The sequence below is a fragment of the Azospirillum argentinense genome (genome assembly GCF_000632475.1).
Classification (GTDB): Bacteria; Pseudomonadota; Alphaproteobacteria; order Azospirillales; family Azospirillaceae; genus Azospirillum; species Azospirillum baldaniorum.
The window spans coordinates 368,476-381,484 of the sequence record NZ_CP007795.1 but is presented as its reverse complement, the minus strand read 5'-3'; the positions used below and the strand labels follow the sequence as shown (position 1 = coordinate 381,484).

Genomic DNA, 13,009 nt, shown 5'->3' with positions numbered 1-13,009 from the left:
GAGATGGACAGCGCGTATCCAGCATGATAGTCCTTCCACCCAACAATGGGAACCGGAGGTCCGTCCTGGGCTCCGGGCCACTGCGGTTCTGGGGAGGATGCGCATGGATTTTGCGCTTTCGGAGGAGCAGCAGGCGTTCCGCGACACGGCGCGCGACTTCGCGCAGCAGGAAATGGCGCCGAACGCCGCGCACTGGGATGAGAACAGCGTCTTTCCCGTCGACACCCTGCGACAGGCCGCGGCACTCGGCTTCGCCGGTATCTATGTGGGGGAGGAGTTCGGCGGCTCCGGCCTCGGGCGGCTCGACGCGGCGGTGATCTTCGAGGAACTGTCGGCGGCCTGCCCGTCCACGGCGGCCTATATCTCCATCCACAACATGGCCTCCTGGATGATCGACCGCTTCGGCAACGCGGAGCAGCGTGAGCGCTTCCTGCCCAAGCTGACGACCATGGAGCATTTCGCCAGCTATTGCCTGACCGAGCCGGGGGCGGGGTCCGACGCGGCCTCGCTGCGCACGCGGGCGGAGCGGGACGGCGACCATTACGTGCTGAACGGGTCGAAGGCCTTCATTTCCGGCGGCGGCACGTCGGACGTCTATGTCTGCATGGTCCGCACCGGCGAGCCCGGCCCCAAGGGCATCTCCTGCATCGTCGTGGAGAAGGGCACGCCCGGCCTGTCCTTCGGCAAGCAGGAGCACAAGCTCGGTTGGAAGAGCCAGCCGACGTCGGCGGTCATCTTCGAGAATTGCCGCGTCCCCGTCGCCAACCGCATCGGCGAAGAGGGGGAGGGCTTCCGCATCGCCATGAAGGGGCTGGACGGCGGGCGCCTGAACATCGCCGCCTGCTCGGTCGGCGGAGCGCGCTTCTGCCTGGAGCAGGCCGTCGCCTACACCACGGAGCGCAAGCAGTTCGGCAAGCCGCTGAACGCCTTCCAGGCCTTGCAATTCAAGCTGGCCGACATGGCGACGGAGTTGGACGCCGCCCGGCTGATGCTGCACCGTGCCGCCGCCAGCCTCGACGCCGGATCGCCGGAGGCGACCGCCCATTGCGCCATGGCCAAGCGCTTCGCCACCGACGCCGGGTTCCAGGTGGTGAACGAGGCGCTGCAGCTTCATGGCGGGTATGGCTACATCAAGGAGTACCCGATCGAGCGGATTTTCCGCGACCTGCGGGTTCACCAAATTCTCGAAGGCACAAACGAAATCATGCGCGTCATCATCGCCCGCCATCTGACCGGCGGCTGATAGCGTCATTATAAAGCGAGGGGGAAACGCTATGGCGACGATCGCCTTTATCGGTCTGGGCAACATGGGTGCGCCGATGATGCGCAACCTGCTGAAGGCCGGCCACACCGTCCTGGCCTTCGACCTGTCGGAAGCCGCATGCACCGCCGCGCGCGACGCCGGCGCCACCGTCGCCACCGGCCCCGGCGCCGCGGCGGGGGAGGCCGAGGTGGTCGTGACCATGCTGCCCGCCGGCAAGCATGTGCGCGAGGTCTACACGGCACCCGACGGCATCATCGCCAAGGCCAAGCCGGGCAGCCTGTTCATCGACAGCTCCACCGTGGACGTGGACAGCGCCCGCTTCGTCGCTGCGGCGGCGGAGGCGGCGGGCCACGCCATGGTCGACGCGCCGGTGTCCGGCGGCGTCGGCGGGGCCGAAGCGGCGACGCTGACCTTCATGGTCGGCGGCAGCGACACCGCCTTCCGCCGCGCGGAACCGATCCTGTCGGCGATGGGCAAGGCCATCGTGCACACCGGCGGGCCGGGCAACGGTCAGGCGGCGAAGATCTGCAACAACATGATCCTCGGCATCTCGATGCTCGGCGTGTCGGAGGCCTTCGCGCTCGCCGAGAAGCTGGGGCTGGAGTCGCAGAAGCTGTTCGACGTGGCGTCGAAGTCGTCGGGCCAGTGCTGGTCGCTGACCAGCTATTGCCCGGTGCCGGGTCCGGTCCCGACCTCGCCGGCCAACCGCGACTACCAGCCGGGCTTCGCCGCGGCGCTGATGCTGAAGGACCTGAAGCTGGCGGTCGAGGCCGGGCAGAGCACCGGCAGCCCGCTGCCGCTGGGCGGCGAGGCGGCGCAGATGTACGCGCTGTTCTGCAACGCCGGCTTCGGCGGCAAGGACTTCTCCGGCATCGTCAATCTGCTGCGCGGGAAGCCGTAAGCAGGCGCATGGTCACCGTCTGACGGCCCAAACGGATCACAATGTTGCGGTTTGACGAGTAAGAACCGCTTTCTGCTGAGTTCCGAGAAGGCCGTCAGACAGAACCTGCACGGGTATCGACAAGACGCTGCGGGGCAGAGGCTCCGCCAAGCGTTACGGAGCAACCGAAACCACGACCAACACATCCTGTCCTGAGCACTATTCGGTCAAAGCTCTCCTTGGCATGATTCCTGATCACAGACACCATTTTCCCGTGTATTTAGGCTAGCGATTCCACCATCCCTCCCATACACTTCTGATGCCGGCTCAGGAGTGACACGGAATGCTTATACTTAGATTTGTACTGGCCCTTGCCACGGCCTTATCTCTTAACGCCTGCCAAACCATTGACGATCAAAATTCCGATCTGTTTTCCATGACTGAAGATATATTGAAGAACGGTGGAAGAGAGAGCGTTTCTTATAGAACCCTCAATATTTTCGCTTACGACGAAACAGAAAACGGGAGAAGGGCTCGCAACATAATCAACAAATATCCATCGTTTAAGAAAAATTATCCATCTTATTTGCGGGCCGATGTGTTTAACGCGGATACTTCCGCCAGGATGGTGGATTTGCACCGCATTGTCAGAGAGGCATCTCTGAAAGATCTGATAAGCCAAGAAGATGAGCAGAACATACTAAAAGAAATCGATCGATTAGCCGCCGAGGCAAATATAAATAATAAAATAGATTTTTATTACTCAGATGACATTCGTCTCTTTCCCTCACTGAACGCACCCGAAGCACAATCGATCATTTTCAGGCGGTCTGTGGGGAAGCTGGCCACGAGCAACTCTCCAGATAATGCCCTCATCAAGGGCGTATTTGAGAAGGCGCGTGCCAGCGGCGCCAAATCGCAGGATGCGGCTATGGTCTTGGCGGTTCTCCCGTCAATGAAGCTCACTGCAGAGGATCTTCGAAAGTATGTGGCTCCCGTTTTTCCTGAACAGGCAAAGAGATTACTGGAAGAACGCGCTGTAGAGGTCCGCTTGATTATTGAACCGGAAGACCGTCTGCTCTATGAAGATGTGGCGACAAAATTGCGGACAATCTCGCCAAATCTAATCCTCATCACCTCAGGTGGCGCGGCAGTGACGGTCACTGTCAAGAAACTTCAATGGGAGGAACGGCGTGAGCCCGAGAGGAATCAATCCATTGTTTACTCGCAAGGAGATGTGAGCCTGTTGGCGGCCTCACTGCTGATGCCCCGCAATGCCAGTTACCAGTACGACCTGACAACAGGTGGCATCGAACTGGCCTATGCCTTTGAAATCAAGGCAAACGGAAAGGGCATGCCGCCTTACGACCATCTTTTACGCAATAAAATTATACGCTCTTGGCGTTCCTGCTCGAACGCTCGCATTCAGAACGTTTTCGGTGGCATACAGCGTGCGGACTTCGTTGCCAACGATCATATGCGACGGACCTGCAATGGCGATCTTCCGGTCAGTGTCGACCGCCTGCGCGATAATGTATTGGACGAAGTCGCACGCTCCATTGAGAAGATTCCAGCGATCGCGCGTATCGCGCCCTTGCATTAGGCGAACGTCGACTGCTGTCCGACGTCCGTCATGAAACTCGATAAATAATGGCTCTCCACCCGCCCAACCGCGGCATGATGTGATTGACCGTCAGACAGGAGCTGACCCCACTTCCCGCCGGGGCGAGGAAAGTAGGAAAGGCACATTTGGTCTCTCAATCCGCCTGCTGCATGACGATGGCGTCGGACGCCCGGCCGCGGAAGTGGATGTTGCCGTCACCGTCCAGGAACGCCCAGTCGCCGGTGAGGTAGTAGCGGCGGCCGTGGCGGAAACGGGCGGCGGTGCGTCCCGGGTCGTTGGCGTAGGCGTCGAACCAGAAGAGCGGCGAGGACTCCACGTCGATGGCGATCTCGCCCGCACCGCCGACCGGCGCCTCGCGGCCCTGCGGGTCGAGGATGACCACGCGGAAACCCGGCAGGGGCCGCCCCAGCGAGGAATCGGCAGTGCGGTCGGCGTGGCCGGGGTCGTAGCGGTTCATCATGAAAATGCCGGTCTCGCGCTGCCCGTACTGGTCGAGCAGGGGGACGCTGACCACCCGGTTCGCCCAGCCGATCAGCTCCGGCGGCAGCGGCTCGCCGACCACCGACAGGATGCGCAGCGCCAGCTTGTGCGGGCCGCCCTCCGGGTCGGCGCTGTGCCAGGCGCGGATCTGGGACGGCGCGCAGGTCAGGTTGGTGACGCCGAACTTCGTCAGCATGCGGTAGCCCTGCCGCACGTCGTAGGGGCCGTCGCAGAAGATCGTGGTGCGCCCGAGCAGCAGCGGCCCGACCAGCCCGTAATAGGCGCCGTAGGCCCAGCCGGGGTCGGCCATGTTCCAATAGATGTCGTCGTCGCGCAGGTCGAGGCCGATGCGCATGTACTGCTCGATCCCGGCCAGAGCCATGACGGGCAGCGACACGCCGAGCGGCTTCGGCTCCGCTTCGGAGGTGTACATCAGCGCGAAGGCGTCGCGGTCGGCGTAGCGCGCAATGTCGGGCAAGGGGGCTGATTCGTGAAGGGCCGACCAGAAGGGCACCGCGTCGGCGCCGGGACCGAAGGCCTCGTCCCCCTCCACCATCACCACCGGGCGGCTGTTGTCGCGCGGAATCTTGCGGCGCAGGAAGCCGGTGGTGACGATCGCCCGCGCCTCGCTGTCGGCCAGCCGGTAGGCGACCGCGGCGGCGGAGTAGGTGGTGAAGAGCGGCATGTAGACCCCGCCGAGCCGCCAGATCGCCAGCGCGGCGATCAGCAGCTCCGCCCCCTTGGGCAGCAGCACCGCCACCCGGTCGCCGCGCCCAACGCCGAGGCCGCGCAGCACCGCGGCGAAGCGCGCCGAATCGCGTGCCAGCCGGGCGAAGCTCAGCTCCGTCGTCTGGCCGGCCACGCTCTCGTGCAGCAGGGCGGCGCGGGCGCCGTCGGCGCGGGCGTGGCGGTCGCACAGCAGATCGGCGAGCGGAATCGCGTCACCTTGATAGTCCGGCCGCAGGAAGGCGGTCGGCTGAACGGTGGCCGGACCGGGCGCTGCCGCGTCGCCTCCAGGGCGGTGGCGGGCGGCGGCGATGCGACCCAGCGAATCCAGTTCCGGCCCCAGATGGTAGCGACGGCTGCGCGGGTCCTGGTCGATGAAGCGCTCCCGCGCCAGCGCGGTCAGCAGCCGGTGCGCGGTCGCCTTGGACAGGGCGGTGTCGCTCATCAGGTCGGCCAGACGCGCGCCGTCGGCCCCATGGGAGGCGACGGCGCGCAGCAGGGCCAGCGCGCGCTCCAGGCTTTGCGTGCCGCCGGACGCTCCGGTGGGGGCGGTTTCGGTGTCGGAATCGGGCCGGGTCATGATGGGGTCCATATTATGGACCTTCGGGCCGGATGTCGCTCCAAAAAACATGCATACACGGAATGTCCGTGTTGAAAACGGTGCGCATCACAGGCTATAGTTCGGACGTTGCACAAAGGACGGTCCACAATATGGACCAGTTCGCCACTCAAACAGTCAGGCGAACGATAAAAAAGGCAGTTCCACAGCAACGGAGGAGGAAATGTCAGGCGCGCCCGTCGCATCGCCACGCGGTTACGCCCATCCGGCCGACGCCACCCGCGCGGCCTCCCCATCGGACACCATCTTCGAAGCCCGGGGCGTGTCCTTGCGCTTTGGCGGCGTGCAGGCGCTGACCGACGTCGGTTTCAGCATCCGCAAGGGGGAGCTGTTCTCCATCATTGGCCCGAACGGTGCGGGCAAGACCTCCATGGTCAACTGCATCTCCGGCCGCTACCGGCCCACCGACGGAAAGGTCTATTTCAAGGGCAAGGACATCACGGGCATGACGCCCAACCACCGCGCCTCGCTCGGCATCGGGCGCACCTTCCAGAATCTGGCGCTGTTCGGCCACATGACGGTGCTCGACAACATCATGGTCGGGCGCCACCACCTGCTGAAGAACAACTTCTTCACCGGATCGCTCTACTGGCTGACCGGCGCCCGCAAGGAGGAGCTGGCCCACCGCCGCGAGGTCGAGGAGATCATCGACTTCCTGGAAATCCAGCATGTCCGCAAGGCCACCGCCGGCACGCTTTCCTACGGCCTGCGCAAGCGAGTGGAACTGGCCCGCGCCATCGCGCTGAAGCCCGACCTGATCCTCCTGGACGAGCCCATGGCGGGCATGAACCTGGAGGAGAAGGAGGACATGGCCCGCTACATCGTCGACCTGAACGAGGAGTTCGGCATGACGGTGGTGATGATCGAGCACGACATGGGCGTCGTGATGGACATCTCCCACCGCGTGATCGTCCTGGAGTTCGGCAAGAAAATCGCCGAGGGCACGCCCGAAGAGGTGCTGAACGACCCGCGCGTCAAGCGCGCCTATCTCGGCGAGGACGGCGAGGAGGACGAGGCCGTGGCCCCGCCGCCCAAGCAGGAGGTCGCGTGATGTCCCTTCCTGATATCAAAACCCACGACACGCTGCCGAAGCTGCTGACCCTGCACGCCCGCGAGCATGGCGGCGACGTCGCCATGCGCGAGAAGGATTTCGGCATCTGGCGGGAGTTCACCTGGGCGGACATGCACGCCCGCGTGCGCGCCTTCACGCTCGGCCTCATCAAGCTCGGCGTGGAGCGCGGCCATGTGGTGGCGCTGCTGGGCGACAACCGGCCCGACTGGGTGATGGGGGAAATCTCCGCCCACGCCATGGGCGCCATGAGCCTGGGCATCTACCGCGACGCCATGGACGAGGAGGTTGCCTACCTCATCACCTACGCCGACGTCCACGTCATCTTCGCGGAGGACGAGGAGCAGGTCGACAAGTTGCTGAACCTCGGCGAGCGCCTGCCGACGCTGAAGCACATCATCTATTCCGACCCCCGCGGCATGCGCAAATACAGCGATCCGCGCCTGATGGAAGCGTCGGAACTGGTCAAGCTGGGCAACGCGCTGCACGCCGAGAAACCGAACCTCTACGAGGAGCTGGTCGGCGCGACGCGCGGCGACGACGTGGCGGTGCTCTGCACCACCTCGGGCACCACCTCGAACCCGAAGCTGGCGATGCTGCCGGCCGGGCGGCTGATCCGCCACGTCGCCAGCTACCTGTCGGTGGACCCCAAGGGGCCGACCGACGAGTATGTCTCGGTGCTGCCGCTGTCTTGGATCATGGAGCAGATCTACGCCGTCGGCATGGGCATGGTGTCGCGGATGCGCGTGAACTTCGTCGAGGAAGCCGAGACGATGATGAACGACTTCCGCGAGATCGGGCCGAGCTTCGTGCTGTTCGCCCCCCGCCTGTGGGAGCAGATCGCCGCCGACGTGCGCGCCCGCATGATGGACGCCTCCCCCTTCAAGCAGAAGATGTATGATTACGGCATGAAGCTGGGGCTGGAGGCGCTCGCCAACGGCACGCGGTCCGCCGTCGCCGACCGTATTCTCTTCGCAGCGCTGCGAGACCGCCTGGGCTTCACCAACCTGAAGTCGGCGGCGACCGGCGGCGCCGCGCTCGGCCCCGACACCTTCAAGTTCTTCCAGGCGCTGGGCGTGCCGCTGCGCCAGATCTACGGCCAGACCGAGACGATGGGCGCCTACACGGTGCACCGCTCGGACGACGTGGATTTCGACACGGTGGGCGTGCCCTTCGACGACGGCGTCAAGGTCAAGGTGATCGAGCCCGACCAGAACGGCATCGGCGAGATCGTCGTCAGCCATCCCAACATGTTTGCCGGCTACTACCGCAACGAGGCCTCGACCACGGCGGACCTCCGCGACGGCTGGATGCACACGGGCGACGCCGGCTTCTTCGACAAGAAGGGCCATCTGGTCATCATCGACCGCATCAAGGACATCGCCACCACCAGCAACAACGACCGCTTCAGCCCGCAATACATCGAGAACAAACTGAAATTCAGCCCCTACGTCGCCGAGGCGGTGATCCTGGGCAACAAGCGGCCCTACCTGTCGGCGATCATCTGCATCCGCTTCCCCATCGTGTCGAAGTGGGCGGAGAAAAACCGCATCGCCTTCACCACCTATTCCGATCTGGCGTCCAAGCCGGAGATCTACGAGCTGCTGCGCCAGGAGGTGGAGCGGGTGAACGCGACGCTGCCGGAGTTTCAGCGCATCACCAAGTTCCTGCTGCTCTACAAGGAACTGGACGCCGACGACGGCGAACTGACCCGCACCCGCAAGGTGCGGCGCGGCGTGATCGCCGAGAAGTACGGCGAGATCATCGACTCCATCTACGCGGGCCAGCCGGCCATCGACGTGGACACCACCATCACCTTCCAGGACGGCACCAAGCAGCGTATCCGCACCGTGCTGAAGGTGGTCGACCTGCTGCCCACGCCGGCCAAGAAGCCGGCGCAGGCCGCGGCGTGAGGGGGGCGGTGATGACGCGCGTTAAACTCCCTCTCCCCTCCGGGGAAAGGGTTGGGGTGAGGGGGTTCGGCATTTGCCGAACTTTCCGGTCCCTCCTGAACCCCCTCACCCTACCCCTCTCCCCAGAGGGGAGAGGGAACAAAGACGAGGCCACGCCATGACCTTGCTCTTCCAGCTTCTCGTCAACGGACTGATCGTCGGCGCGCTGTACGGCGTCGTGGCGATGTCCTTCGTGCTGATCTACAAGGCCAGCCGCATCGTGAACTTCGCCCAGGGCGAGTTCCTGCTGATCGGCGCCTGGACCTGCTGGTGGCTGCTGACCTCCTGGCAGTTGCCCTTCTGGATCGGCTTCCCGATCACGCTGGCCTTCATGCTGGTCTTCGGCATCGTGCTTCAGGTCGTCGTGCTGCGGCCGATGATCGGGGAGCCGATCATCTCCGTCATCATGGTCACCATCGGCCTGTCGATCTTCTTCCAGGCGCTGATGAAGTGGATGTTCGGCGTCTTCGCCAAGCCGTTCCCGACCATCTTCGCCAGCCCGACCGTGAACATCCTCGGGCTCGACGTGCAGACCGTCTACGTGATGAGCCTGGTCATCTCGCTGCTGATCATGGCGGGCTTCGGCTGGTTCTTCAAATACTCGCGGATGGGGCTGGCGATGCGGGCGACCGCCTTCGACCAGCAGGTGGCACAATCGCTGGGCATCTCCGTCCGCCACATGTTCGCGATGAGCTGGGCCATCTCCGCCATGGTGTCGGCGGTGGCCGGCGTCACGGTCGGCGTCGTCAACGGCGTGTCTTCCGCGCTCTCCTTCTTCGGCATCAAGGTCTTCCCGGCGGTCATCCTCGGCGGGCTGGACAGCGTGGCCGGGGCGGTGCTGGGCGGCCTGATCGTCGGCGTGCTGGAGAATCTCGCGCACTACCTGGACAGCCAGTGGCTGAACTGGGGCAACATGTACGAGATCGCCCCCTTCTACGTCCTGATCGTCATCCTGATGATCAAGCCCTACGGCCTCTTCGGCACCAAGGACATCGAGCGCGTGTAAGGAGCGGCCGCAACCATGGCGAACATCAGTCTCATTCCCTGCGGCGACTTCAAGACCCGGTACGCCGCCGACACGACCATCTTCCCGACCAAGACCAGCCGCAACTTCGCGATCCTGGGCGTTCTCCTGCTGCTGCTCTGCCCGGCCTTCATGGACCGCTACTGGCTGAACCTGTGCATCCAGATCGGCTATCTCGGCATCGCGGCGCTGGGGCTGAACATCCTGGTCGGCTTCACCGGTCAGATCTCCATCGGGCACGCCGCCTTCTTCGGCTTCGGCGCCTTCTCCTCGGCGTGGCTGTCGAACAGCTTCGGCATCCCGGTGGCGCTCGCCATCCCGCTGGCCGGCGTGATGACCACCGCGGTCGGCATGCTGTTCGGCATCCCGGCGGCGCGGCTGAAAGGCCTGTACCTCGCCATCGCCACCCTGGCAGCGCAGTACATCCTCCAGGACTTCTTCTCGCGCGCCGATTGGTTCACCGGCGGCACCGCCGGCACAATCGCGGAGCCGTTCAGCCTGTTCGGCTACGCCTTCGACACCGACGAGAGCTTCTTCTACGTCGTGCTGGTCTATGTGGTCGTCATGTACATCCTGGCGACCAACCTGATGCGGTCGCGCGACGGGCGGGCGCTGGTGGCGGTGCGTGACCATTATCTCTCCGCCGAGATCATGGGCATCAACCTAACCAAGTACCGCACGATGTCCTTCGGCATCTCGTCCTTCTACGCCGGCATCGGCGGCGCGCTCTACGCCCACTATCTGCAGTTCGTGTCGGTGGAGGGCTTCACGATCCTCTTCTCGATCCAGTTCCTCGGCATGATCATCATTGGGGGCCTGGGCTCGATCATGGGGTCGCTGATGGGCACCGCCTTCATGGTGCTGCTGCCGGAGGTGATGCAGGCCATCACCACGGCGCTGTCCGGCACCGCCATCGACGCCGCGCTGAACCTGAGGGAGGCCATCGCCTTCCTGCGCGAAATGGCCATCGGTCTGGTCATCATCCTGTTCCTGGTCTTCGAACCGGACGGGCTGGCCCACCGCTGGAAGCAGATCAAGGCCTACTGGAAGCTCTACCCGTTCTCGCACTAGGGCCTTTCTCGCCCTGGCATGCCTCTCGCACATCGGCTTCTGAAAAACATAACGACTGGGAGAAAACGCACCATGACCATGAAGACCGTCCTGCTGGCGTCCGCCGCCGTCGTCCTGCTCGGCACCGGGGCCGCCAACGCCCAGAAGATCCCGGTTGGCCATCTCGCCGACCAGTCCGGCGCCACGTCGGACGTGGGCGTGCCCTTCGGCCAGGGCGTCGCCGACGCGCTCGCCTACATCAACAAGAACGGCGGCGTCGCCGGCACGACGATGGACGTCGAGACGGTGGACTACGGCTATCAGGCACCGCGCGCCATCAGCCAGTACAAGAAGTGGTCGTCGGGCAGCGGCAAGGTCGCGGCCATCCAGGGCTGGGGCACCGCCGACACCGAGGCGCTGACCGGCTTCGTCGGCAAGGACGAGATCCCCTATTACTCCGGTTCCTACTCGGGCCACCTGACCGACCCGACCGGCAACGGCCCGCACGGCTCCAAGCCGGCCCCCTACAACTTCTTCTACGGCCCGTCCTACTCCGACGGCCTGCGCGCCATGCTGATGTGGGCGGCCGAGGACTGGAAGAAGAAGGGCGGCTCGGGCAAGCCCAAGTACGTCCACATGGGCGCCAACCACCCCTACCCGAACGCCCCGAAGGAAGCCGGCGAGCAACTCGCCAAGGAGCTTGGCTTCGACGTTCTGCCGGCGGTGCAGTTCGCCCTGACGCCGGGCGACTACACCGCCCAGTGCCTGACGCTGAAGCAGGCCGGCGCCAACTACGCCTATCTCGGCAACACGGCGGGATCCAACATCTCCGTGCTGAAGGCCTGCCAGACGGTCGGCGCCCAGGTGCAGTTCATGGGCAACGTCTGGGGCATGGACGAGAACGCCGCCAAGGCCGCCGGCTCGGCCGCCAACGGCGTGATCTTCCCGGTGCGCACCGCGGCGATCTGGGGCGGCGACGCGCCGGGCATGAAGATCGTCAAGGAGATCTCCAAGGTCTCCGACGCCGCCGGCACCGCCTACCGTCCGGTGCACTACGTGTCGGGCATCTGCTCCGCCTTCTACATGAAGGAGGCGATGGACTGGGCGAAGCAGAACGGTGGCGTGACCGGCCCGAACATCCGCAAGGGCATGTACCAGAAGAAGGATTGGGTGCCGGCGGGCCTGGAGGGGGTCTGCGTGCCGTCGACCTGGACCGAGACCGATCACCGCGGCATGGACAAGGTCAACCTGTACCGCGCCAACGTGTCCGGCGACACCGGCGGCTCGGTGGACGATCTGGTGAAGGCCGGCACGATCAAGCTGGAGAAGATCGCCACCGTCGACGTCCCGCGCAAGCCGGAGTGGCTGGGCTGGTAAGCCGGACCGCCCCCGTCGTCGCCGTGAAAGGGCGGCGACGGGGGCACCCGTCCCGTCTCACTGCATCAGGTGCCGCATCATGAACGCCGCCACCGCGACCGCCGCGGTCAATCCCGCCAGCGCTCCGGCGCCGGTTCCCGGCACGGCCAAGGCGCCGCTGCTGTCCGTCAACAACATCGAGGTCGTCTACAACGACGTCATCCTGGTGCTCCGCGGCCTCAGCCTGGAGGTGCCGGAGGGAGAGATCGTCGCCCTGCTGGGCGCCAACGGCGCCGGCAAATCGACGACGCTCAAGGCCATCTCCGGGCTGCTGAAGACCGAGGACGGCGAGGTCACGCGCGGCGACATCTCCTTCGGGGGTGAGCGAATCAACGGCATCGATCCCGACCAGATCGTCCGGCGCGGCATCTTCCAGGTGATGGAGGGCCGCCGCATCATCGGCGACATGACCTGCCAGGAGAATCTGCGCCTCGGCGCCTTCACCCGCCGCGACGGCGGCGTGAAGGACGACATCGAGATGGTCTATCACTACTTTCCCCGCTTGAAGGAACGCACCGGCCTTGCCGGCTACCTGTCGGGCGGCGAGCAGCAGATGCTCGCCATCGGGCGCGCGATGATGGCCCGGCCGAAGCTGATCCTGATGGACGAACCGTCCATGGGCCTATCGCCGCTGATGGTGAAGGAGGTCTTCAGCATCATCCGGCAGATCAACAAGGACCTGGGCGTCACCATCCTGCTGGTCGAGCAGAACGCCCGCATGGCGCTCCAGGCCGCGACGCGCGGCTACATCATGGAGAACGGCAAGGTCGTTCTGGACGGCACCGCCGAAGAGCTGCGCAACAACGAGGACGTGAAGGAATTCTACCTCGGCGGCGGCAACGAAGAGCGCAAGAGCTTCAAGAATCTCAAGAGCTTCAAGCGCCGGAAGCGCTGGATTTGAGTTA

At 64.6% G+C, this 13,009-nt stretch carries 10 protein-coding genes; 9 read left to right on the top strand and 1 reads right to left on the bottom strand.

Translation table 11 applies throughout. The features are described 5' to 3' along the window. Nucleotides 1-103: 103 nt before the first annotated feature. The 3 genes from ABAZ39_RS24185 to ABAZ39_RS35800 all read left to right on the top strand — a co-directional run bounded on the left by ABAZ39_RS24185 (nucleotide 104) and on the right by ABAZ39_RS35800 (nucleotide 3,747). On the top strand, nucleotides 104-1,243 hold the full coding sequence (locus tag ABAZ39_RS24185; RefSeq protein WP_040136441.1) for an isobutyryl-CoA dehydrogenase: 1,140 nt from the start codon (nucleotides 104-106) through the stop codon (nucleotides 1,241-1,243). 31 nt (nucleotides 1,244-1,274) lie between these two features. Next, nucleotides 1,275-2,165 (top strand): 3-hydroxyisobutyrate dehydrogenase, encoded by an 891-nt coding sequence (gene mmsB / locus ABAZ39_RS24180; RefSeq protein WP_040136439.1) that lies wholly within the window; start codon nucleotides 1,275-1,277, stop codon nucleotides 2,163-2,165. 322 nt (nucleotides 2,166-2,487) lie between these two features. Beyond that, nucleotides 2,488-3,747: a hypothetical protein gene (locus tag ABAZ39_RS35800; protein WP_144243622.1), complete on the top strand. Its 1,260-nt coding sequence runs from the start codon at nucleotides 2,488-2,490 to the stop codon at nucleotides 3,745-3,747. Between the two features lie 154 nt (nucleotides 3,748-3,901). On the opposite strand, the gene ABAZ39_RS24175 is transcribed toward ABAZ39_RS35800, so the two are convergent. Then, nucleotides 3,902-5,554, bottom strand: coding sequence for an AMP-binding protein (locus ABAZ39_RS24175; RefSeq protein WP_040137208.1), 1,653 nt, complete (start codon nucleotides 5,552-5,554; stop codon nucleotides 3,902-3,904). Nucleotides 5,555-5,756: 202 nt separating this feature from the next. On the opposite strand from ABAZ39_RS24175, the gene ABAZ39_RS24170 reads away from it, so the two are divergent. The 6 genes from ABAZ39_RS24170 (at nucleotide 5,757) to ABAZ39_RS24145 (ending at nucleotide 13,005) form a co-directional block, all read left to right on the top strand. After that, nucleotides 5,757-6,644 carry an ABC transporter ATP-binding protein gene (locus tag ABAZ39_RS24170; protein ID WP_247881762.1) on the top strand — a complete coding sequence of 296 codons (888 nt, stop codon included), beginning with the start codon at nucleotides 5,757-5,759 and terminating at the stop codon, nucleotides 6,642-6,644. Further along, on the top strand, nucleotides 6,644-8,575 hold the full coding sequence (locus ABAZ39_RS24165; RefSeq protein WP_040136437.1) for a long-chain fatty acid--CoA ligase: 1,932 nt from the start codon (nucleotides 6,644-6,646) through the stop codon (nucleotides 8,573-8,575). Before ABAZ39_RS24170 ends, ABAZ39_RS24165 begins: the two co-directional genes overlap by 1 nt. Before the next feature lie 157 nt (nucleotides 8,576-8,732). Beyond that, nucleotides 8,733-9,620: a branched-chain amino acid ABC transporter permease gene (locus tag ABAZ39_RS24160; protein ID WP_040136435.1), complete on the top strand. Its 888-nt coding sequence runs from the start codon at nucleotides 8,733-8,735 to the stop codon at nucleotides 9,618-9,620. Between the two features lie 15 nt (nucleotides 9,621-9,635). Further along, nucleotides 9,636-10,709, top strand: a complete 1,074-nt coding sequence (locus ABAZ39_RS24155; RefSeq protein WP_040136433.1) for a branched-chain amino acid ABC transporter permease — start codon at nucleotides 9,636-9,638, stop codon at nucleotides 10,707-10,709. Between the two features lie 72 nt (nucleotides 10,710-10,781). Then, nucleotides 10,782-12,065 (top strand): ABC transporter substrate-binding protein, encoded by a 1,284-nt coding sequence (locus ABAZ39_RS24150; protein WP_040136431.1) that lies wholly within the window; start codon nucleotides 10,782-10,784, stop codon nucleotides 12,063-12,065. Nucleotides 12,066-12,144: 79 nt separating this feature from the next. Further along, complete coding sequence (locus ABAZ39_RS24145; RefSeq protein WP_040136428.1) at nucleotides 12,145-13,005, top strand: ABC transporter ATP-binding protein; 861 nt, start codon at nucleotides 12,145-12,147, stop codon at nucleotides 13,003-13,005. Nucleotides 13,006-13,009 lie beyond the last annotated feature (4 nt).